Origin of the sequence: Amycolatopsis rhizosphaerae (genome assembly GCF_007713715.1) — a bacterium.
Taxonomy (GTDB): domain Bacteria; phylum Actinomycetota; class Actinomycetes; order Mycobacteriales; family Pseudonocardiaceae; genus Amycolatopsis_E; species Amycolatopsis_E rhizosphaerae.
In genome coordinates this window covers 1-21279 of sequence record NZ_VJWX01000070.1, presented here as the reverse complement: position 1 = coordinate 21279, position 21279 = coordinate 1, and the positions used below count along the sequence as shown (strand labels likewise).

Below are 21279 nucleotides of genomic sequence, written 5' to 3'. Positions count from 1 at the left end.
ACCCAGGACACCATCGCCAGCCCCGAGTACGCCGGGCCGGTGCGCAGACCCTGCTGCAGGTACAGCGCGAGCACGAACAGCAGTGAGAAGTAGGTCATCGTGGTCAGCCCGTGCGCGAGAAGACCGTTGCGCACCAAGGGTTCACGTAAGACCTCGCGCGCGATCAGCGGTGCCGGGGCGCGCCGGTCCAGGCGCAGGAACCCCGCGAAGGCGGGCACACTCGCGGCCAGGCACAGCCAGGTCCACAGTGGCCAGTGCTGGTCGCGGCCGAGGACCAGCGGCACGATCAGCAGCAGCACCGAAACCGACAGTGCCAGCACCGATGCCACGGTGACCGGCCGGTCCCGGCGCCCGTCGTCAGCGGGAAGGATCACCCGGGCCGCGACGAGCAGTGGCACCCCGATCAGCACGTTGATCAGGAAGATCGGGCGCCAGGACAGGCCGAACAGGTTCGCCGAAACCAGCAGTCCGCCGAGCACCTGCCCGGTGACCGCGCCGCCGGACAGGGCGATCGCGTACCAGCCGAGCGCCCGGGTGCGGTGCGGGCCCGCGAAGTGCAACTGGATCCCGCTGAGCACCTGGGGCCCCATCAGTGCGGCACCCGCGCCCTGCACGAAACGGGCGGCGATCAGGGTGATGGGCCCCGACGCCAGCCCGCAGGCCAGCGACGCGAGCGTGAACAGGGCCAGACCGCGGCAGAAGGTGCGCCGGTGGCCGTGTGCGGCGCCGAGTCGCGCTCCCGTGACCAGCAGCACCGCGAAGGCGACGAGGTAACCGGAGACGACCAGGGCGAGCTGTCCGCCGGTGGCGGCCAGCTCGGTGGCGATCGACGGGGCGGCCACATTGACGATCGCGGTGTCCACATTGGCCATGAACTGGCCGGTGAGCAGGACGGCCAGCAGCCGCCCGCGGAAGGCGACCGGAGTCGTGGTGGTAGTCACGCCCCGATCTTCGGGGCTGCGGAACCGTTTCCGCTGGCGGGTTTCCGCCTTCTCGTTACGCTCCGGGGACTGCGACGTGGTCGTCGTGCACGGGGGCGAAGAGGTCGCCGTGTGCTTCCACCCTGGCCAGGGTTTCGTCGCTGGTGAACGTGAGGTCCCCGGGACGGCGGCAGGACCCGACCTCCTCCCAGGTGACGGGCGTGGACACGGTGGGCCGTTCCCGTCCGCGCAGGGAATACGGCGCCACGGTCGTCTTCGCCGGGTTGTTCTGGCTCCAGTCGATGAACACCTTGCCCGGGCGCAGCGCCTTGGCCATGGTCGCCACCACTTCGCCGGGGTGACGCCCGGCCAGCCGGGTGCCGATCGCCCTGGCGTACTCCGAGGTGGCCGCGGGGCGCCGGGTCCGCACCCCGCAGTAGAGCTGCAAACCCTTGGAACCACTGGTCTTCGCGTACGGGGTGAGCCCGTCGGCGACGAGTTCTTCGCGCAGCAGGACCGCGACCCGGCAGCATTCCACGATGGTGGCGGGCACGCCCGGATCGAGGTCGAACACCAGCAGGTCGGGCGCGCGCCGGACCTGTCCCGGCCCCACGGTCCACTGTGGAACGTGCAGTTCGAGTGCGGCCAGGTTCGCCGCCCAGACCAGCGTGGGGAGGTCGTTGATCAGCGGGTGGGCGTTGGCCCCCTCGCGGCCGCGGCTGCTGGGCAGCCGCGCGGTGCGCACCCAGGCCGGGGCGTGCCGCGCCACGTCCTTTTCGAAGAACGGTTCGGCGCCGACGCCCTCCGGGAAGCGGCGGAAGGTGGTCGGCCGGTCGCGAAGGTGGGGCAGCAGCACCGGGGCGATCCTGGCGTAGTAGTCGATGACGTCGCCCTTGGTGAACCCGGTTTCCGGGTAGAGCACCTTGTCCAGGTTGGACAGGACCAAGCGCCGGCCGTCGACCTGCACCGTCACGCGCTGTCCCGCCATGACTCCACTGTGCCGCACCCCCGGCCGCCGCGCACCTCGCTGGGCCGGGAGGATGCGGTCCCTGGCGGGCTAGGGGGGAACCGCGCCAGGGACCGCTCGTGCGCCGGATGCCGACGGGCATCGGGCAGGACCGCGGGATCTCCCGCGCTCCAGGGTAGGGCGTAACCGATGTTCCGCCCAGCAACTCACAGCTCCCGCACAGCTCCGCCGGAGGCCGATGGCCGATTTTCGCCAGCTTCGGCCGCCGAGGGCCGGGAGGCTTGGGGCATGAGCTTTCTGATCGAGGCGGTCCCAGCCTCCTACCTGGACCGGATCCGTTCCGCCGGGCGCGACGAGGCGGGCAACCCGCTGGCACCGAGGATCGACGAGGAGGGGGGCACCCCGCTGCGGTGCTGCCTGAGGGAATCGCTTCCGGGGGAACGCCTTCTCCTCATCGCCTACACCCCGCCGGGTACCGCGGGCGCCTACGCCGAGCGGGGTCCGCTGTTCGTCCACGCCGAGGACTGCCCGGGCTACGCGACGGTGACCGAGTACCCGCCGGGCCTGGCGCACCGGCGCCAGATCGTGCGCGCCTACGACGAGCGGGGCGACATGGGCGAAGGCGCACTGGTCGAAGACGGCGAGCAGGGGGCACGGGAGATCGCCCGGCTGCTCGCCGAGCCGGGCGTGGCGATCGTGCACGTCCGCAACGTCGTCGCGGGCTGCTACAACTTCTGCGCCCACCCGGCGTGACGACCGGCCGCGCCCGTGAACACGTCCGGGCGCGGCCTCCGCCGGTCAGGCGGCCACGGGGACGGCGATCTCGTCCGCGACCTCTTCCACCGCCGGCCGCCGGACGCGAAGCGCGGCGGCCGCGACCGCGGTGGCGGCCAGGGTGACCAGCCCGGCGACGAGCAGGGCCTCCCGCGGCCCGAGGTGCTCGGACATCCAGCCGAGCAGCGGCGCGCCGACGGCACCCGCGCCCGCGGCGACCGCGCCCTGGAGGGCCAGCACGCGGCCGCGCATGCCCTCTTGCGAGTCCAGTTGGACACGGGTGCTCTTCGCCGTGTCGATCACGACGGCACCGGCGGCGATGGGCAGGATCGCGGCGCCGAACCCGAACAGGCCCGGCAGGTACCCGCTGACCGCCTGCAGCGCGCTGGTGGCCGCGGCCGCGACGAGCAGCACGGTCATGGTCAGTTCCTTGGCGCGGGCGGCGAGGATCCCGCCGAGCACGGTGCCGACGGCGAACACCGAGGACAGCGCGCCGTAGCCCGCGGCACCGGCGGCGAGCGGTCCCTCGGTCATGGCGGCCATGGTGACCTGGTAGTTCCGGCCGAGGCCGGAGAGCACGAAGCCGAGGGCGAACAGGACGATCAGCATCCGGCTCCGGCCGACGTAGCGCAGCCCGGCCCGCACACCCGCCTGCTCGGGCGGGCTGACCTCCAGCGGGTGGAACTCCGCGGGCCGCATCACCATGACGGTCACGATCACGGCGACGAAGCTGGCCGCGTTGATCAAGAACAGCAGCGGGTTGCCGACCATCGCGGCCAGCACCCCGGCCAGGCTCATGCCCAGCACCCGCCCGGCGGAGTTGGTGATCGAGTTCCAGGCCAGTGCGTTGCCGAGGTCCTTCTTGGACACCACCTGGCCGGCGAACCGGCCGAGGGCCGGGCCTTCCAGCGCGCCGATGAGACCACCGACCGCGGTGAGCCCGTAGATCGCGGAGATGGGGAGGTCACGCCACACCACGAAGGCCAGCAGCAGCGCCGTGACCAGGTGGAGGCTCTCGCCGGCGAGGATGATCCGGCGAGGGGGGTGGCGGTCCGCGAGCGCGCCCGCCCAGGGCCCCAGCAGGAGCGCGGGCAGGGTGCTCAGCAGGACCGAGAAGCCGACCGAAGTCGCCGATCCGGTGCGCGCCAGTACCACCCAGTTGAGTCCGAGAACCTGCATCCAGCCGCCGGTGACCGAGACGAGGTCGGCCGAGGCCCAGAGGCGGTAGTTGCGGTTGGCGAGCGCACGAAGCATCGGCGGCATATTTCGCCGCAAAACGGTAATCCTTTCCCTGGCGCGGAAAACGCGCCCGAATGGTGGCGGGCCGGTCCTGTCCGACAATTGCGGCCGGCTCGCCCGGACGCCAATAACGTTACCGTAACGACCCGGGCTCACCGGGTTTCAAACCTGTGTCGATGCCGACATTCCGGCAGGTAACACTGCTGCCCGTGCCGACTTCTTCTCTCGTCGTGACGTCGTGATCGAGTGCCTACGGTTCGTCGGAAAAAGAAGAACGAGATAGGCGATATCGAGCCGGTGGGTACGGTAAATCGTTCGCGCGCACGCGGCCCGGTCCGGCATTCTTTCCCGGTGCCGACGTTCGACGAACTGCTCAGCGAGGGTGCCTCGGTGCCGGTCGGTGGCTGGGACTTCTCGTGGTTCTCGGGGCGGGCCACCGAGGCCCGGCCTTCGTGGGGTTACGCGCGGCTGATGGCCGAACGGATGGCCTCGGCCACGGCCGCGCTGGATGTGCAGACCGGTGGCGGCGAGGTGCTCGCTACGCTTTCCCGGCCGCCCGCGCTGCTGGCGGCGACGGAGTCCTGGCCCCCCAATCTCGCGATCGCCCGGGAGAACCTGCGCCCGCTCGGCGCCTTCCTGGTCGGCGCGGCCGACGACACGCTTCCGTTCCGTTCCGGGACCTTCGACCTGGTGGTCAGCCGCCACCCGGTGATCGCCGCCTGGGACGAGATCGCCCGCGTGCTCGCCCCCGGCGGGACCTACCTGTCCCAGCAGGTCGGCGCCGGGAGCGTGCGCGAGCTCACCGACTTCCTGATGGGGCCGCAACCGGTGAGCCAGGCCCGCGGCGCCGCGGTGGCGGTGGCGGCGGCGCGGGCGGCGGGGCTCACCGTGACCGGCCTGCGGCAGGAGGCGCTGCGCATGGAGTTCCACGACATCGCCGCCGTGGTGCACTTCCTGCGGAAGGTGATCTGGATCGTGCCGGGTTTCGAGGTGGAGACCTACCGCGATCGCCTGGCCGGCCTGCACGACCGGATCCGCAAGGAGGAGTCCTTCGTCGCGCACTCGCAGCGCTTCCTGATCGAGGCGCGCCGCGATTGAGCCCACTCAGTTCCCGGCGTGGACCAGGCGCGAAAGGGAACCGGGGGACAGGCTGTCGGTCCTCCGCCACAGTCCGGGCGCGATCGCTTCGCGCTGCCCGGCGTCGTCGAGCACCCGGAACCCGTGCTCGGACAGCAGCTCCGCCATTTCCCCTGGGGTGAAGAAGGAAAGCCACGGCTCACCCCGCTCGGCCGCGACCCCGCCCACGCCCCGCGCGTAGGCGCTCCCGGTCTCGTCCCGCAGCGATTCGGGCACCAGGTAGTCGGCGACGAGCTGGGAGCCGGGGGCGAAGGTGCCCAGCGCGGCCAGGGTCCGCCGGATCGAGCCGGGCGTGAGGTACACGGTGACGCCGAGCCAGGCGATGAACGCGGGGCGTGCCGGATCGAACCCGGCCGCGCGCAGGCTCGCGGTGAGCGAACCGGCCTCGAAGTCGACGGGGGCATAGGACACGGTTTCCGGCACCGGGGTGCCCGCCGCCGCCAGCCGGGCGCGTTTGCCCTCCTGCGTCGCGGGATGGTCGACCTCGAACACGCGCACCGGCAGGGGATTGCGGTAGGCGAAGGAATCGAGGCCGGCGCCGAGCAGTACGTACTGGGTCACGCCCGAGCGCACCGCCTCGGCAAGCCTGTCCTCGGTGTAGCGGCTGCGGATCACGACCTGGGCGCGGGCGGCCGCCAGGATCGGATGGGCACCGTGCTCGCGGTGGTAGCGCAGGAACTCCTCCGCCTGTGCGCCGAGGAGCGGCGCGGCGAGCGGGTCGGTGAAGATCGGCGGCTCGGCGTCCACGAGCGGATGAGCGGCGCGGGCGGCGGCCGCGGTCAGGGCCGTCTGGCTGATTTCGGAATGCACGCCGACACGTTATCCGGCATTTTGTGCATCATATCACAAAAAGAAAAATTCGGAAATCCCCAATCGATCACGCTTGGATCTCGGCGGTCCTGGGCGTTACGCCGTGAAGGGTCCCTTCACGGCGCCACCGGATCCCGGTCCCACTCGGCATAGGAGGTCCAGGCCGCCAAGGTGCGGGTGCTTTCGAACCGCCGGTGCTTCCCGGTGACCGGGTCGGTGAACTCCAGTGTCTTCGCCAGCAGCTGCAGGGGGCGGCTGAAGTCGTGCAACGGGGTCTCCACCAGCGCCGGGTAGCAGCGGTCGCCCAGGATCGGGATGCCGAGCCGGTTCATGTGCACGCGGAGCTGGTGGGTGCGGCCGGTGAACGGCACCAGCCGGTACCGGCCGAGCCCGTCGCGATGCTCGGCCAGTTCGACCAGGGTCTCCGCGTTCGGCGGCCCGGGGACCTCCTGTGCGCTGATCACGCCCCGTTCCTTGACGATGCGGCTGGTCACCCGGTGCGGCAGGGGCAGCGCGGGGTCGTGGCGGGCCACGGCCTCGTACTCCTTGGCGACCTTCCGGTCACGGAACAGGGTCTGGTACGCGCCCCGCAGTTCACGCCGGGCCACGAACATCAGCAGCCCCGCGGTCACCCGGTCCAGCCGGTGCGCCGGGGACAGCTCGGGCAGGCCGAGGTCGCGGCGCAGCCGGACGAGCGCGGTCTCCAGCACGTGCTGTCCGCGCGGGATGGTCGCCAGGAAGTGTGGTTTGTCCACCACGACCAGGTTTTCGTCCCGGTGCACGATGGCGATCTCGAACGGTACCGGGGTTTCTTCGGGCAGATCGCGGTGGAACCAGACGAACATGCCCGGCCGGAACGGCGTGTCCGCCGTCACCGGACCGTCCAGGCCGACGATGCGCCCCTCGGCGAGCATCGCGTCCAGCCGGTCGGGCGGCAGCTTGGGGATGCGTTCCACCAGATGGTCCCGGACGGTCGCCCACGGTCCTTCGGCGGGCAGCTTCATCCGGGCCGGGTCCAGCCCGTTGCGGGGCGGCAGCGGGGCTTCCGGCCTGCGTCTCACCCGCCCGACTCTAGCGGTGACCAGGCCGGACGGGTTCCGGCGGCGGTAGTCTGGTGGTCGGTACCGACGTGCGCGACGCCCCCGCCGCCGCGCCATGATCCCCTCCCGGCGCGATAATCACGGGCTTGTCAGGGGGGTCGGATACCCTGTCCCACCGTGGGTCGCCGGTGCGGCACCACGACAGGCCCCTCGCCGAACCGCATGCCAGAACCTGGGAGAAACACCCTGTGACCGCTTCAGCTGAGCCTCTCTACGGGGCCGACGACCTCACCCACCTCGAGGGGCTGGAAGCCGTTCGGAAGCGACCCGGCATGTACATCGGGTCCACCGACAGCCGCGGGATCAACCACCTGTTCACCGAGATCGTGGACAACTCGACCGACGAGGGTGTTGCCGGTCACGCCACCCGTGTCGTGGTGACGCTGCACGCCGACGGCAGTGTCCAGGTCGACGACGACGGCCGCGGCATCCCCACCGGCCGGCACGCCAAGTCCGGCCTGTCGGGGGTGGAGCTCGTGCTGACCCGGCTGCACGCGGGCGGCAAGTTCGGCGGCTCGGGCTACAAGACCTCCGGCGGCCTGCACGGCGTCGGCGCCTCCGCGGTGAACGCCCTGTCCCACCGGTTCGACGTCACCGTCAAGCAGGCGGGCAAGGTGCACGAGATGTCCTTCGCGCACGGGGTGCCCGGCGTGTTCGACGGTCCGGGCCCGAAGGCGAAGTTTTCGCCGCAGGCCGGGTTGCGCGTGACCGGCAGGATGAAGCGCGGCGAGCGCACCGGCACCTCGATCCGCTACTGGTACGACGCACGGTACTTCGAGGCGGGCGCCAAACTGGACACCGAAGCGGTGCGCACGAAGCTGCGCAACACCGCGTTCCTGGTGCCGGGCGTCACCTACGTGCTGCGGGACGCCACCGAGGGCTCGATCGGGGAGGAGACCTTCCACTTCCCCAACGGGCTCAAGGACATGGTGGAGTACCTCAGCCCCGGCGGGGAGAAGCCGGTCTCCGGCACCCTGCTGATCACGGGCACGGGCACCTACAAGGAGAACGCCGCCGACGAGAACGGCGTGATGAGGTCCAATGTGGAGCGTCACGCCGAGGTCGAGGTGGCGCTGCGGTGGGGTACCGGCTACGAGCGCACGGTCGAGTGCTTCACCAACACCATCCGCAACGTGCACGGCGGCACGCACCGCCGCGGTTTCGACCGCGGCGCGACGAAGGCCCTGCAGGAGGCCATTTCCAAGACGCGGGGCCTGCTCAAGCCGAAGGAGGAGCCGCCGACCTCCGAAGACGTGCTGGAGGGCATGACCGCGGTCATCCACGTGCGCATCCCGGAGCCGCAGTTCACCTCGCAGACCAAGGACGAGCTGTCCACCTCCGGGATCACGCGGGTGATCCAGGGCATCGTGGAGCGGCAGCTCAAGGCCTGGACCGAGGACCGCAAGACCAAGGCCGAGGCGAAGGTCGTGCTGCAGAAGGTGGTCGACGCGGCGCGCGTGCGGCTGACGCAGAAGCAGCAGAAGGACGCCGCCCGCCGCAAGACCGCGCTCGAGGGCGCCTCGATGCCCCCCAAGCTGGTGGACTGCCGCACCACCGGTATCTCCCGCAGCGAACTGTTCCTCGTGGAGGGCGACAGCGCGCTCGGTTCGGCGCGGATGGCGCGCGTCTCGGAGTACCAGGCCCTGCTGCCGCTGCGCGGCAAGATCCTCAACGTGCAGAAGGCCAGCCTCGGCGACACGCTGAAGAACGCCGAGATCGCCTCGATCGTGCAGGTGCTCGGGGCGGGCACCGGGCGGACCTTCGACCTGTCGGCGATGCGCTACGGCCGGGTGATCCTGATGGCCGACGCCGACGTCGACGGTTCGCACATCCGGACCCTGCTGATCACCCTGTTCGCCCGCTACATGCGCCCGGTGATCGAGGACGGCAGGCTCTACGCGGCCATGCCGCCGCTGCACAAGATCACCACAAGGGGCCGCAACCCGGAGACCCATTTCACCTTCACCCAGCGGGAAATGGAGGCGAAGGTGGCCGAACTGGAGCGCGCGGGCAAGCAGATCGTCACTCCGGTTCCCCGGTTCAAGGGCCTCGGCGAGATGGACGCCGACGAGCTGTGGGAGACCACCATGAACCCCGCGACCCGTTCCGTCCGGCGCATCACCTTCGATGACGCCGAGGCGGCCGAAGCCGCACTCGAACTGCTGATGGGCGAGAAGGTCGAACCCCGGCGCAACTGGCTGGTCGCCTCGGCCGCCCGGGTCGACCAGGCCGCGATCGACATCTGAAGCCGTCAGGAGAAGCAAGCACAATGGCACGCCGCAAAACCCCCACCACCCGGGTCGATCCGGCCGCCTTCGACCAGGCCGGTGCCCAGGTCTTCGAGAACCCGGTCAAGACCGAGATCGAGGACTCCTACCTCGAGTACGCCTATTCGGTCATCCACTCCCGGGCCCTGCCCGACGCGCGGGACGGGCTCAAGCCGGTGCACCGCCGCATCCTGTTCGCCATGAACGAGGCCGGGTACCGGCCCACGCACGCGTACGTGAAGTCGTCGCGCGTGGTCGGCGACGTGATGGGCCGCTACCACCCGCACGGCGACACCGCGATCTACGACGCGATGGTCCGCCTGGCGCAGGACTTCTCGATGAACGCGCCGCTCATCGACGGCCACGGCAACTTCGGCTCGCCCGACGACGGGCCCGCCGCCAGCCGGTACACCGAGGCGCGCATGTCGCCGGAGGCGATGCAGCTGGTGGGCGAGCTCGGCGAGGAGACCGTCGACTTCCGGCCCAACTACGACGGTTCGCTCGCCGAGCCGTCGGTGCTGCCTGCCGCGTACCCGAACCTGCTGGTCAACGGCACTTCCGGGATCGCGGTCGGGATGGCGACCAACATGATCCCGCACAACATGGGCGAGGTCATCGGCGCCGCCCGCTGGCTGATCAACCACCCGAACGCCTCGCTGGACAAGCTGATGGAGTTCGTGCCGGGGCCGGACCTGCCCACCGGCGGGCTGCTGCTCGGGCTCGACGAGGTGCGCAAGGCCTACGAGACCGGCCGCGGGGTGGTCCGCATGCGGGCGAAGGTCGAGATCGGGCCGCTCGAAGGCAGCCGCGGCCGTCAGGCCATCACGGTGACCGAACTGCCCTACGGCGTCGGCCCGGAGAAGGTGATCGAGAAGATCACCGACGAGGTGAACAAGTCCAAGCGGCTCACCGGGATCGCCGACGTCAAGGACCTCACCGACCGCGAGAACGGCACGCGGCTGGTGATCGAGTGCAAGGTCGGGGTGAACCCGCAGCCGCTGCTGGCCGATCTGTACCGGCTCACCCCGCTGGAGCAGTCGTTCGGGATCAACAACCTGGTCCTGGTCGACGGGCACCCGCGGACGCTCGGGCTCAAGGAACTGCTCGAGGTGTTCCTCGCCCACCGCTACGACGTGGTGACCCGGCGCACCCGGTACCGCCGCCGCAAGCGCGAAGAGCGGCTGCACCTGGTGGAGGGCCTGCTGCTCGCCCTGCTGGACATCGACAAGGTGATCCGGCTGATCCGGAACAGTGAGAACGCGGCCGCGGCCAAGGACGGCCTGATGAAGCGGTTCAAGCTCTCCGAGATCCAGGCGAGCTACATCCTCGACACCCCGCTGCGGCGGCTGACCAGGTACGACAAGCTCGAACTGGAGGAGGAGCAGGAACGGCTGCGCGAGGAGATCGCGGAGCTGACGAAGATCCTCGAAGACGAGTCCGTGCTCAAGCGCGTGGTGTCCACCGAGCTGGCCAAGATCGCCAAGGACTTCCGGAGCGAGCGCCGTACCGCGCTGATCGACGGTGACCTCAAGGAGGTGCTGGCCGCCTCGCAGCCGGCGGGTCCGCTGGAGGTCGCCGACGATCCGTGCCAGGTGGTCCTGTCCGCCACCGGCCTGGTGGCGCGCACCGCGGCCGAGTCGGAGGAGGCTCCCGAGGGGCGCCGCCGCCACGGCCGGGTCAAGCACGATTCCGTCGCCGCGGTCGTGTCCTCGACCGCCCGCGGGCAGGTGCTGCTGATCACCAGCCGCGGCCGCGCGTTCAAGACCGACGTGCTCCCGCTGCCCGTGCTGCCGGAGCAGGGCGGCACGGTGTCGCTGCGCGGCGGGATGGCCGCGCGGGAGCTCCTGCCGCTGGAGAAGGGGGAGCGGGTCGTCGGGCTCGCGCCGCTCGGCGAGCACATCGCCGGTTCGCCGGGGCTGGCGCTGGGCACGAAGCACGGCGTGGTCAAGGTGTGCGCCCCGGAATGGCCGGTGCGGGCGGACGAGTTCGAGATCATCACGCTCAAGGACGGCGACGAACTGGTCGGGGCGAGCTGGCTGACCGACGGGCGCGAGACCCTCGCGTTCGTCGCCTCGGACGGGTCGTTGCTGCGGCTGTCGGTGTCGCTGGTGCGGCCTCAGGGGCTCAAGAGCGGCGGGATGGTGGGCATCAAGCTGGTCCCCGATGCGCAGGTGGTGTTCTTCGGCGCGGTCCGCACGGACGATCCGGAGCGGGGCGAGCCGATGGTGGTCACCTCGACCGGCAGCAGCGTGAAGGTCACCCCGTTCACGGAATACCCGGCGAAGGGCCGCGCGACCGGCGGGGTGCGGGCGCACCGGTTCCTCAAGGGCGAGACCGCGCTGTCGGTGGCGTGGATCGGTCCACGGCCCGCGGGTGCCTCCCGCAACGGGGACCCGGTGGAGCTGCCGGAACCGGTGGCGCGCCGGGACGGATCGGGTGCCGCGCACCCCGGGCCCGACGTCGTCGGCTATCTGATCGAGCGCCCCTGACCCACGGCTCGCCGGGGCCCCGTCCCCGGCGGGCCCTCCCCGGTTCCCTGGCCGCGCCCGGCCGGAGGACTCGACGGGGGAGCGGTGCGGCGTTACCTTGGTCCCAAGGCTGGTGGTGGGACGGGTTCTGGCCCGGGGTCGCATCACCGGTGGGTGCCACACGCACCTGACCCCGGGTTTCCGAACGGGTAAGGCTGGGCAATCTCCGATCATGGCATCGACGGCGAGTGCGGAGGACAGGCTGCGCCGGATCGGTTTCGTCAGCAACCACGCGCTTGCCCATCTCGACACCGAGGATGCGCTCACCGAGTTGCTGGAACGGGTCCGGCGGGTGATGCACGCCGACACGGCGGTGGTGCTGCTGCTCGAACCGGGCGGGGGTGAGCTGTTCGCCGCGGCGGCGCGCGGCATGGATCCCGAGGTCCACCAGGGGGTGCGCGTCCCGCTCGGCAAGGGGTTCGCCGGCCGGATCGCCGCGGAGCGCCGGCCCGTGCTGCTCGAGCGGATCGACGAGACCACCGTGGTCAACCAGTTGTTGTGGGAGCGCGGCCTGCACACCCTGCTCGGGGTGCCGCTGCTGGTCGGCGGGTCGCTGATCGGCGTGCTGCACGTCGGGACGGTCCGGGACCACTCGTTCACCGAAGACGACATCCACCTGCTGCAACTCGCGGGCGACCGGGTGGCGTTGTCGATCCAGGCGCAGCGGGCGCAGGCGGCGCGGGCCGCCGCGACCGAGTTGCAGCGGAGTCTGCTGCCCGCGAAGCTCCCGGCGGTGCCGACGCTGGACATCGCCGCGCGCTACGTTCCGGGCGGCCGCTCCAGCGTCGCCGGGGACTGGTACGACGTTTTCACTCTTCCGTCCGGCAGGCTCGGCATCGTGATGGGCGACGTGGTCGGCCACGACCTGCCCGCGGCGGTGGTGATGGGGCGGTTCCGCAGCGCGCTGCGCGCCTACGCGCTGGAGACGGACGACCCGGCGGAGGTGCTGACCCGTCTGGACCGCAAGGCGCTGCATTTCGAGCCGGGGATGATGGCGACGGTGCTCTACGGCACGCTCGACTCCGCCTTCGAACGGCTGCACCTGTCCTCGGCGGGGCATCTCGAACCGCTGCTGGCGGTGCCGGGGAAGGACCCGGAATTCGTGACGCTGCAGGTCGATCCGCCGATCGGCGCGGTGCACGAAGCACGCCGCCACAGCACGGCGGTCGAACTGCCCCAGGGCGCGGTGTGCTGCCTGTACACCGACGGTCTGGTGGAACGCCGGTACCGTCCGCTCGATGCCGGTCTGGACCTGTTGCGCGAGGCGGTTTCCGTCCAGACGGCGGACCGGGTGTGCGCGCAGGTGATGCGGCGGCTGATCGGGGACGAGGTACCGGACGACGACGTCGCGTTGCTCATCCTCCGGCGCCAAACCGTCGAGGAGATCGGCCCGCTGGAGGTGGCGGTGCCCGCGGTTCCCGAGTCGTTGAAGGAGATCCGGGCGACGATGCGCCGGTGGCTGTCCGCGGTGGCCGCGGACCCCGAGGCCGCGGGGGATCTGCTGCTCGCGGTGGGTGAGGCCTGCACGAACGTGGTGGAGCACGCGTACGGCCCCGCCGGGGGCATGGTGACGGTGCTGCTGGAACGGCGGCAGGGCGACGCGGTGGTGACCGTCCGGGACACGGGACGGTGGCGTCGTCCGCGAGGGATCAACCGGGGCAGGGGGCTGTTGCTGATGCGGAAATGTGCCGACGACGTCCACGTCGAGCATGGTGAGGACGGCACGCGGGTGGTCATCCGCCGCGCCCTTGGGCAAGAGCGTGGATCGTGACGGAAGCCTGGGTCGAGACGCAGGTGCTGGACGGCAGGGTGTGCATCGAGCTGTCCGGCGAGATCGACCTGGACAACGCCGCCGCCGTTCAGGAGGAGATCAACGCGGTGGTGGGCAACGAGGTGGCCGCCGTGGTGGTGGACCTGACCCGGCTGTCCTATCTGGACAGTGCGGGACTACGGGTGCTGTTCCAGCTCGGGGAACGGATGCGGGTGCTGCAGATGGAGCTGGAGCTGGTGGTGCCGTCGCGGTCGCCGGTCCGCCGCGTGATCGAGCTCTCCGGGCTGTCCCCGGTGGCCCGCATGCTGTTCGACGACCCACCCCCGCCGAGGGGCTGGGGCGTGCCGTGAAGGGTCCCTTCACGGTCGAATCGACTGTGAAGGGACCCTTCACGGCGACCCGCAACCCCCTCAGTGGGAGTCGCGGGGGACGGCGTGCCCGCGGTGCCCGCGCAGGAAGTCGAAGTCCGCGCCCTGGTCGGCCTGGAGCACGTGCTCGGTGTAGAGCCAGGTGTATCCGCTGTCGGCTGGGGGCCGCGGCGGCCGCCAGGCGGCGCGGCGCCGGTCGAGTTCGGCGTCCCCGACTTCCAGGGTGAGCGTGCGGGCCGGGACGTCGAGCGTGATCTCGTCCCCGGTGCGCACCAGGGCGAGTGGGCCGCCGAGCGCCGATTCCGGGGTGACGTGCAGGACGACCGTGCCGTATCCGGTGCCGCTCATCCGGCCGTCGCAGATGCGCACCATGTCGGTCACCCCGGCCTTGAGCAGCTTCGACGGCAGCGGCACGTTCGCCACCTCGGGCATGCCCGGGTACCCTTTCGGGCCCGCGCCCCGGATGACCAGGATCGTGTTCGCGTCCACGTCGAGCCCCGGGTCGTCGCACACGGCGTGGTAGTCCTCGGCCGAGTCGAAGACCAGCGCACGGCCCCGGTGGGTGAGCAGATGCGGTGAGGCCGCCGACTGCTTGACCACCGCCCCGCCGGGGCACAGGTTTCCGCGCAGCACCGCGGTCCCGGTTCCGGCGGGCTGGAACGGTTCGTCGAGCGGGGTGATCACCTCGGGGTTCCAGCAGGCCGCCGTCGCGACGTTGTCGGCGACGCTCTTGCCCGTGACCGTCACGCTCGCCCCGTGCAGCAGACCTGCCTGGGCGAGCTGCTTCATCACTACCGGAAGGCCGCCCGCGTAACAGAAATCCTCCATCAGGAACCGGCCGGAGGGCAGCAGGTCGACCAGCGTCGGCACCGGCCGGGCCAGCGCGTCGAAGTCGTCCAGCGCGAGTGCGGGCCCGCTCCGGCCCGCGATCGCGAGCAGGTGGATGATCGCGTTGGTCGAGCCGCCGATGGCCGCGTTGACCCGGATCGCGTTCTCGAACGCCTCGCGGGTGAGGATCCGCGACGGGCGAAGGTCTTCGTCCACCATCGACACGATGCGGCGGCCCGCCTCCTGCGCGGTTTCGAAGCGGCGCGCGTCCACCGCGGGCCAGGTGGCCGAACCGGGCAACTGCATGCCGAGCGCCTCGGCAAGGCAGGCCATGGTGGAGGCGGTGCCCATGGTCATGCAGTGCCCGTTGGACCGGGCCATGCACCCCTCGGCGAAGAAGCATTCCTCCTGGGTCATCCGCCCGGCCTTGAGTTCTTCTTCGAAGCGCCACACGTGGGTTCCGGAGCCGACGTCGGTGCCCCGGTACTTGCCGTTGAGCATGGGGCCGCCGGTGACCATGATCGACGGCAGGTCCACGCTGGCGGCCGCCATCAGCATCGCGGGCGTGGTCTTGTCGCAACCGGAGAGCAGGACCACGCCGTCGAGCGGGTTGGCGCGGATCAGTTCCTCGACCTCCATGGCCATCAGGTTGCGGTAGAGCATGGCGGTGGGCCGCATGAGCGTCTCGCCGGTGGCCATGGTGGGGAACTCCAGCGGGAATCCCCCGGCCTGCCACACGCCCCGTTTGACCGCCTCGGCCACCCGGTGCAGGTGGGCGTTGCACGGCGCGAGTTCCGAAGCGCTGGTGGCGATGCCGATCACCGGCCTGCCGTCGAAGACCTCGGCGCCGAAACCCTGGTTCCGCATCCACGACCGGTAGATCATGCCCGGCCGTCCGGTGGCCGAGAACCATGCCGCACTGCGCCGCTCGCCCGTCACGATGACTCCCTCCGCTCCGAGGATCCCGCCAGGAAACGTTAAATCATTAGATGATTGGGTGTCCAGCGCCGATTCGTTGTAGGCTTACAATCGTTAGACATTTACAACGAATCGGAGGGTTCCGTGCCGGAACTGACCCCGCGGCGCAAACTGCTGGTCCTGGCCGTCTGCTGCCTGAGCCTGTTCCTCGTCTCGATGGACAGCACGATCGTCAACCTCGCGCTGCCGTCGATCCAGCGCTCCTTCGGCGCCGGGGTCTCCAGCCTCCAATGGACCATCGACGCCTACACCGTGGTGATGGCCGCGCTGCTGATGCTGTCCGGCTCCACCGGCGACCGGGTGGGACGGCGCCGGACCTTCCAGACCGGGCTCGCGCTGTTCACCCTCGGGTCCCTGCTGTGCAGCCTCGCCCCCGGCATCGCGCCGCTCATCGCGTTCCGCATGCTGCAGGCCGTCGGCGGCTCGATGCTCAACCCGGTCGCCATGTCCATCGTCACCAACACCTTCACCGAGCCACGGGAACGCGCCCGCGCGATCGGGGTCTGGGGTGCGGTGTTCGGGGTCAGCATGGCGCTCGGCCCGGTGACCGGCGGCGCGCTGGTGGGTGCCGTCGGCTGGCGGTCCATCTTCTGGATCAACGTGCCGATCGGCATCGCCGCGTTCACGCTGGCCGCGCTGTTCGTGCCGGAGTCCAAGGCGCCGCGCGCCCGGCGCGTCGACCCGGTGGGGCAGGCGCTGGTCATCGTGGTGCTGGGCAGCCTCACCTACGCGATCATCGAAGCGCCGCACGCGGGCTGGCTGTCCGCGCGGACCCTGGGCGTCTTCGCGATCACCGTGCTCGCGCTGGCCGTTCTGGTGCCGTACGAGAAGCGGCGGCCCGAACCGCTCATCGACCCGCGTTTCTTCGCCAGCGCCCCGTTTTCCGGGGCCACCATCATCGCGGTGTGCGCCTTCGCCTCGATGGGCGGCTTCCTGTTCCTGAACGCGATCTACCTGCAGAACGTGCGTGGTTTCACGCCACTGCACGCCGGACTGCTGACCCTGCCGACCGCGGCGATGATCCTCGCGCTGGCGCCGGTTTCGGGCCGGATCGTCGCCCGGCGCGGGGCACGGCGCCCGCTGGTCCTCGGCGCCACCGCGCTCACCGTCGCGGGCCTGCTGCTCACCCGCGTGACCGCCACCGCGCCCCTGCCCCTGCTGGTCACCGCCTACCTGGTGTTCGGCATCGGTTTCGGCCTGCTCAACCCGCCCATCACGAACACGGCGGTGTCCGGGATGCCGCGGGCGCAGGCCGGGGTGGCCGCGGCCGTCGCCTCGACCAGCCGGATGGTCGGCTCCACACTGGGGGTGGCGGTTCTCGGCGCCGTGGTCACCTCGCACATCACCGGCCCGCTGGCCACCGGGTTCGCCCCGGCGAGCCATTACGCGTGGTGGATCATGGTGGGATGCGGGGTGACGGCGGTGGTCCTCGGCTTCGCGACGACGGGGACCTGGGCACGCGGCACCGCGGAGCGGTTCGTGGAAACGGAAGAACGGGTGGTGAGCGCACGATGAGCGAGGCCGGTGACGCCACTGGAGTCTCGGCGCGGGTCTGGGAGCGGATGCGCGAACTGGTGCTGGAGCACCACGACAGTCGCAAGCAGGTGGTCGACACCCTCCACATGAGTTTCGTCAAGACCAAGGCACTGCGGCGGGTCGCGGCCCGGCCGATGACGCTGCGCGAGCTGGCCGCCGAGCTGCTCACCGACCGGCCGTATGCGACGGTGCTGGTGGACGATCTGGAACGGCGCGGCCTCGTCGAGCGCACGGTGCACCCGGACGACCGGCGGTGCAAGCTCGTCACGGTCACCGAAGCGGGCCGCGAGGTGGCCGCGACCGCGAACCGGATCCTGTCCACGCCGCCCGAATCGCTGCGTTCGCTGCCCGCCGAGGACCTCGCCACGCTGGACCGCATCCTGTCCGGGCTCAGGGATTCCGCGACCGCGTGAACTCCCGCCGTTGGTCCATGGCGTCTTACCTCCGGGTCTGCTGAAGTGGAGGGGTGATGACGGTGGACGAACCGGCGACCCTGTCCCCCGCGGAGGTCCGTGCGCTCTTCCGCGGCGGTACGGTCGCGCCCACGGCGGGGTGGGCGGACGGGTACACGCAGGCGAACCTCGTCGCGGTACCGCGTGACTGGGCCTACGACCTGCTGCTGTTCTGCCAGCGCAACCCGAAACCCTGCCCGGTGCTCGACGTCACCGACCCGGGGTGGACCACCTCCGTGCTCGCTCCCGATGCCGACCTGCGCACCGACCTCCCCGGGTACCGCGTGTGGCGGGACGGCGAGCTCGTCGAGGAGACCTCCGACGCGACACCGTGGTGGCGCGACGATCTGGTCGCCTTCCTCATCGGCTGCAGTTTCACCTTCGAGGCGGGACTGGCGAAGGCGGGCATCCCGCTGCGGCACATCGAGCAGGGCCGCAACGTGCCGATGTACGTCACCAACCGGGCCTGCCGCCCCGCCGGGCGGCTGCACGGCCCGATGGTCGTGTCGATGCGCCCGATCCCGGAACACCTGGTGCGGCAGGCGGCCGGGATCAGCGGCCGGATGCCCGCCGTGCACGGCGCGCCGGTGCACGCCGGGGACCCCGCCGAGCTGGACATCGGCGACCTGGCGAGCCCGGACTTCGGCGATCCGGTGGTGGCCGGGCCCGGCGACGTCCCCGTGTTCTGGGCCTGCGGGGTCACTCCCCAGGCCGCGCTGATGGCCTCCCGGCCGCCGTTCGCCGTCACCCACGCCCCGGGCCACATGTTCGTCACCGACGTTCGCGACACCGAGTACCGCATCGACTGATCGTCAGGAGGCGGCGAAGGAGCGGCGGTAGTCGTGGGGCGAGACACCGACGAGGCGGTGGAAGTGGTGCCGCAGCAGGGCCGCGGTGCCGAAACCGCATTCGCGCGCGATCTCCTCGATGCCGAGCGTGGTGTCCTCGAGCAGGCGCCGGGCGTGCAGGACCCGCTGGGTCGAAAGCCATTTGTGCGGGGTGGTGCCCGTTTCGGCGACGAACCGTCGCGCGAAGGTCCGCTCGGACAGGGCGGCGCGGCGGGCGAGGCCGGCGACGGTGTGCTCTTCCGCGAGGTGGTCCAGCATCCAGGCGAGCACGGGTTGCAGGCTGTCCCCGGAGCATTCGGGCACCGGTAGTTCGACGAACTGGCGCTGCCCGCCGTCGCGCTGCGGCGGGACGACCATGCGCCGCGCGATCAGGGTGGCCACGGAGGAACCGAGTTCCCGCCGGACGAGGTGCAGGCAGGCGTCGATCCCGGCGGCGGTCCCGGCGCTGGTGATGATGTCGCCCTCGTCGACGAACAGCACGTCCGGGTCGGTCTTCGCCTCGGGAAAGCGCCGTTGGAATTCCGCGATGTGGTGCCAGTGCGTGGTGCAGCGCCTGCCGTCGAGCAGTCCGGACGCCCCGAGCAGGAAGGCGCCGCTGCACACGGACAGCACCGTCGCGCCCCGGGCGTGGGCGGCCCGGATCGCTTCGAGTACGGCGGGGGGGTATTCCTCGCGCAGGAGCGCCGCGGGCAGGGCGACGAGATCGGCGCCTTCCAGCCCTTCCAGCCCGTGGGACGGCGTGACGAGCACGCCGGGGATCGAGGTGCGCAGCGGCTTGCCCGCCTGCTCGCCGCAGACGCGGAAGTCGAAGGCGGGCACCCCGTCGTCGGACCGGTCGATGCCGAACACCTCGCAGACCACGCCGAACTCGAACGGGGCGAGCTGATCGATGAGCAGGGCGGCGACCGTCTTCAGCATGGCAGGATTTTAGCGGAGCTAGTCAGATCTGCCACTTTTGGCAGGAAGTAGATGATCGCAAACTTAATGCCATGACGAACCTGCTGATCTTCCTGATCCTGCTGGGACTTCTCGCCTACGGGCTGGAGCGGAACCACCGCCGGATGCGGCCACCGCTGGTGAGCGGCAGCTTCGACCCGGAAGACCGGGACGAGATCCGGATGCGGTCGGAGCTCCACCACGGCCACTGACATTTCCTTGTGATGACGGAGGAGTAAGCACCTTCCGGGCCGGAAACGGTCCTTGACCTCGAGTGCGGTGGAGGTCGCAGAATCGCGCCATGCGACGACCCGACGGCGATCTGCTGTCCCGCCTCGACCGTGAGCAGAACGTGTGGCTGTGCACCCTCCGCGCGGACGGCTCGCCCCATCTCACCCCCGTCTGGTTCGTGTACCGGCCGGACAGCGTGTGGTTCTGCGTGGGGGAGCGGACCGTGAAAGTCCGCAACCTCGCCCGCGACCCTCGCGTTTCCCTGGCGCTGGAGGACGGGCTCGCCCCGGCGGTCGCGGAGGGATCCGCGCGGCCGCACACCGGGGACTGCCCGGAGGAGATCGTGGCCGCGTTCCTCGGGAAATACGACTGGGACATCCGGAAACCGCTCGAGATCGGCGGTTTCGGCGTGTTGTACGAGGTGCCCGTAACCCGCTGGCTCCTGGCCGGAGCCGCGTGAGGGGCCCCTCACGGCAAATACGGCCAGAGTCCCGGCAAAGTCCGGTCCGCTCGCGGTGTACGGCGCGCCCGCCGGGCGAGTCCCACCCTCAGGCAGGTGAGTCCCACCCTCGTGCGGGTGAGTTGCCCGTTCAGGCGGGGTTTGGTGCTGTGAGGGGGTCCCCTCACAGCACACGCCGGGCCCGCCGCCGGAATCTAGAATCGCTGGTGTGGCGGAGGATGACGGGCTGATCGCGGGACGCTACCGCCGGGTGTCCGAGATCGGGCGCGGTTCGATGGGGGTGGTCTGGCAGGCCAACGACGAGCGGCTGGACCGGGTGGTCGCGGTCAAACAACTCGTACTCGGCGCCACCGTCGACGAGGAACGGGCGGTTCGCCGCGCCATCCGGGAGGGCCGGATCGCCGCGCGCCTGCGCCACCCGCACGCCATCAGCGTGCACGACGTGGTCGAGCACAACGGGAAACCCTGCCTGGTCATGGAATACTTCCCGTCGCGCAGCCTCGGCGCCCGGGTCGCCGAGGGCCCGCTGCCGCCGGCCGAGGCGGCCGCGATCGGGGCGCAGGTGGCGGCCGCGCTCGCGGCGGCGCACGCCGAGGGCATCGTGCACCGGGACGTGACCCCGGCCAACGTGCTGATCGGCGAGGACGGCACGGCGAAGATCGCCGACTTCGGGATTTCCCGCGCCTACGGGGAAAACACCGTCACCGACGGCGGTGTTCTCGCCGGCACTCCCGCTTATCTCGCGCCCGAGGTGGCCGCCGGGAAGGAGGCGAGTCCCGCCTCCGACGTCTTTTCCCTTGGCGCCACGCTGTATGCCGCCGTGGAGGGCACGCCGCCGTTCGGCGAGGAGGAAAACCCTTACGCACTCCTGCGACGCGTGGCCTCGGGCGACCTCACCCCGCCGCAGCGAAGCGGTGCGCTGGCGGAGGTGCTGACATGGATGCTGCGGCGCGACCCGGCCCAGCGGCCGTCGATGGAGGAGGCCCGGCGCGCGCTGACGGCGGTGGCCGAGGGACGGCCCCCGCGCAATCCGACGCTGCTGCTGCCGATGCGGCGGCGGCCCTCACGGCGGACGGTCCTGGTGGGCGCCGCGGCGGTGGGCCTGGTCGCGGTGGGGGCGTTGCTGGGC

General features: G+C 71.0%; 19 protein-coding genes. 12 read left to right on the top strand and 7 right to left on the bottom strand.

Annotated elements, in window-relative coordinates; all coding sequences use genetic code 11:
* Positions 1 to 941 (bottom strand): MFS transporter (locus FNH05_RS10210; RefSeq protein WP_246127642.1); only part of this gene is annotated, 941 nt, incomplete at its 3' end.
* 55 nt (positions 942 to 996) lie between these two features.
* Complete coding sequence (gene ligD / locus FNH05_RS10205) at positions 997 to 1908, bottom strand: non-homologous end-joining DNA ligase (RefSeq protein ID WP_144587100.1); 912 nt, start codon at positions 1906 to 1908, stop codon at positions 997 to 999.
* A gap of 267 nt (positions 1909 to 2175) precedes the next feature.
* Here ligD and FNH05_RS10200 point away from each other — a divergent pair, with 267 nt between their 5' ends.
* Positions 2176 to 2640, top strand: coding sequence for a DUF1203 domain-containing protein (locus tag FNH05_RS10200; RefSeq protein ID WP_144587099.1), 465 nt, complete (start codon positions 2176 to 2178; stop codon positions 2638 to 2640).
* A 45-nt stretch (positions 2641 to 2685) separates the two neighbouring features.
* On the opposite strand, the gene FNH05_RS10195 is transcribed toward FNH05_RS10200, so the two are convergent.
* Positions 2686 to 3915 carry an MFS transporter gene (locus FNH05_RS10195; RefSeq protein WP_144587098.1) on the bottom strand — a complete coding sequence of 410 codons (1230 nt, stop codon included), beginning with the start codon at positions 3913 to 3915 and terminating at the stop codon, positions 2686 to 2688.
* Positions 3916 to 4251: 336 nt separating this feature from the next.
* On the opposite strand from FNH05_RS10195, the gene FNH05_RS10190 reads away from it, so the two are divergent.
* Complete coding sequence (locus FNH05_RS10190; protein WP_144587097.1) at positions 4252 to 4998, top strand: class I SAM-dependent methyltransferase; 747 nt, start codon at positions 4252 to 4254, stop codon at positions 4996 to 4998.
* Between the two features lie 6 nt (positions 4999 to 5004).
* Here the strand turns inward: FNH05_RS10190 and FNH05_RS10185 are convergent, their stop codons facing one another.
* On the bottom strand, positions 5005 to 5847 hold the full coding sequence (locus FNH05_RS10185) for a class I SAM-dependent methyltransferase (protein ID WP_144587096.1): 843 nt from the start codon (positions 5845 to 5847) through the stop codon (positions 5005 to 5007).
* A 116-nt stretch (positions 5848 to 5963) separates the two neighbouring features.
* Positions 5964 to 6908: an RluA family pseudouridine synthase gene (locus tag FNH05_RS10180; protein ID WP_144587095.1), complete on the bottom strand. Its 945-nt coding sequence runs from the start codon at positions 6906 to 6908 to the stop codon at positions 5964 to 5966.
* Positions 6909 to 7135: 227 nt separating this feature from the next.
* On the opposite strand from FNH05_RS10180, the gene FNH05_RS10175 reads away from it, so the two are divergent.
* The 4 genes from FNH05_RS10175 to FNH05_RS10160 all read left to right on the top strand — a co-directional run bounded on the left by FNH05_RS10175 (position 7136) and on the right by FNH05_RS10160 (position 13863).
* Complete coding sequence (locus FNH05_RS10175) at positions 7136 to 9193, top strand: DNA gyrase/topoisomerase IV subunit B (protein WP_144587094.1); 2058 nt, start codon at positions 7136 to 7138, stop codon at positions 9191 to 9193.
* 23 nt (positions 9194 to 9216) lie between these two features.
* On the top strand, positions 9217 to 11703 hold the full coding sequence (locus FNH05_RS10170) for a DNA gyrase/topoisomerase IV subunit A (protein ID WP_144587093.1): 2487 nt from the start codon (positions 9217 to 9219) through the stop codon (positions 11701 to 11703).
* A gap of 211 nt (positions 11704 to 11914) precedes the next feature.
* Positions 11915 to 13513: an ATP-binding SpoIIE family protein phosphatase gene (locus FNH05_RS10165; RefSeq protein WP_144587092.1), complete on the top strand. Its 1599-nt coding sequence runs from the start codon at positions 11915 to 11917 to the stop codon at positions 13511 to 13513.
* Positions 13510 to 13863 carry an STAS domain-containing protein gene (locus FNH05_RS10160; RefSeq protein WP_144587091.1) on the top strand — a complete coding sequence of 118 codons (354 nt, stop codon included), beginning with the start codon at positions 13510 to 13512 and terminating at the stop codon, positions 13861 to 13863. Before FNH05_RS10165 ends, FNH05_RS10160 begins: the two co-directional genes overlap by 4 nt.
* Positions 13864 to 13923: 60 nt before the next feature.
* Here FNH05_RS10160 and FNH05_RS10155 read toward each other — a convergent pair whose 3' ends face one another.
* Positions 13924 to 15648, bottom strand: coding sequence for an IlvD/Edd family dehydratase (locus FNH05_RS10155; RefSeq protein ID WP_144587090.1), 1725 nt, complete (start codon positions 15646 to 15648; stop codon positions 13924 to 13926).
* A gap of 123 nt (positions 15649 to 15771) precedes the next feature.
* On the opposite strand from FNH05_RS10155, the gene FNH05_RS10150 reads away from it, so the two are divergent.
* The 3 genes from FNH05_RS10150 to FNH05_RS10140 all read left to right on the top strand — a co-directional run bounded on the left by FNH05_RS10150 (position 15772) and on the right by FNH05_RS10140 (position 18484).
* Positions 15772 to 17202, top strand: coding sequence for an MFS transporter (locus FNH05_RS10150; RefSeq protein ID WP_144587089.1), 1431 nt, complete (start codon positions 15772 to 15774; stop codon positions 17200 to 17202).
* Complete coding sequence (locus FNH05_RS39735; protein WP_144587088.1) at positions 17199 to 17636, top strand: MarR family winged helix-turn-helix transcriptional regulator; 438 nt, start codon at positions 17199 to 17201, stop codon at positions 17634 to 17636. The genes FNH05_RS10150 and FNH05_RS39735 overlap by 4 nt, the downstream gene beginning before the upstream one ends.
* An 80-nt stretch (positions 17637 to 17716) precedes the next feature.
* A complete protein-coding gene (locus FNH05_RS10140) occupies positions 17717 to 18484 on the top strand; it encodes a putative hydro-lyase (RefSeq protein ID WP_144587101.1) in 768 nt (255 codons plus the stop codon).
* 3 nt (positions 18485 to 18487) lie between these two features.
* Here the strand turns inward: FNH05_RS10140 and FNH05_RS10135 are convergent, their stop codons facing one another.
* A complete protein-coding gene (locus FNH05_RS10135) occupies positions 18488 to 19441 on the bottom strand; it encodes a helix-turn-helix domain-containing protein (protein WP_144587087.1) in 954 nt (317 codons plus the stop codon).
* Positions 19442 to 19512: 71 nt separating this feature from the next.
* Here FNH05_RS10135 and FNH05_RS37950 point away from each other — a divergent pair, with 71 nt between their 5' ends.
* The 3 genes from FNH05_RS37950 to FNH05_RS10125 all read left to right on the top strand — a co-directional run.
* On the top strand, positions 19513 to 19671 hold the full coding sequence (locus tag FNH05_RS37950) for a hypothetical protein (protein WP_186382479.1): 159 nt from the start codon (positions 19513 to 19515) through the stop codon (positions 19669 to 19671).
* Between the two features lie 89 nt (positions 19672 to 19760).
* Positions 19761 to 20150, top strand: a complete 390-nt coding sequence (locus tag FNH05_RS10130) for a pyridoxamine 5'-phosphate oxidase family protein (RefSeq protein WP_144587086.1) — start codon at positions 19761 to 19763, stop codon at positions 20148 to 20150.
* A 208-nt stretch (positions 20151 to 20358) separates the two neighbouring features.
* Positions 20359 to 21279 (top strand): serine/threonine-protein kinase (locus FNH05_RS10125; protein ID WP_144587085.1); only part of this gene is annotated, 921 nt, incomplete at its 3' end.

What these genes read in the sequence shown, in the direction of transcription:
- FNH05_RS10130 (WP_144587086.1), top strand. Translation starts at nt 19,761, where the DNA reads ATGCGACGACCCGACGGCGATCTGCTGTCCCGCCTCGACCGTGAGCAG.
- FNH05_RS10165 (WP_144587092.1), top strand. Translation starts at nt 11,915, where the DNA reads ATGGCATCGACGGCGAGTGCGGAGGACAGGCTGCGCCGGATCGGTTTC.
- FNH05_RS10195 (WP_144587098.1), bottom strand. Translation starts at nt 3,915, where the DNA reads ATGCTTCGTGCGCTCGCCAACCGCAACTACCGCCTCTGGGCCTCGGCC.
- FNH05_RS10135 (WP_144587087.1), bottom strand. Translation starts at nt 19,441, where the DNA reads ATGCTGAAGACGGTCGCCGCCCTGCTCATCGATCAGCTCGCCCCGTTC.
- ligD (WP_144587100.1), bottom strand. Translation starts at nt 1,908, where the DNA reads ATGGCGGGACAGCGCGTGACGGTGCAGGTCGACGGCCGGCGCTTGGTC.
- FNH05_RS10200 (WP_144587099.1), top strand. Translation starts at nt 2,176, where the DNA reads ATGAGCTTTCTGATCGAGGCGGTCCCAGCCTCCTACCTGGACCGGATC.
- FNH05_RS39735 (WP_144587088.1), top strand. Translation starts at nt 17,199, where the DNA reads ATGAGCGAGGCCGGTGACGCCACTGGAGTCTCGGCGCGGGTCTGGGAG.
- FNH05_RS37950 (WP_186382479.1), top strand. Translation starts at nt 19,513, where the DNA reads ATGACGAACCTGCTGATCTTCCTGATCCTGCTGGGACTTCTCGCCTAC.
- FNH05_RS10170 (WP_144587093.1), top strand. Translation starts at nt 9,217, where the DNA reads ATGGCACGCCGCAAAACCCCCACCACCCGGGTCGATCCGGCCGCCTTC.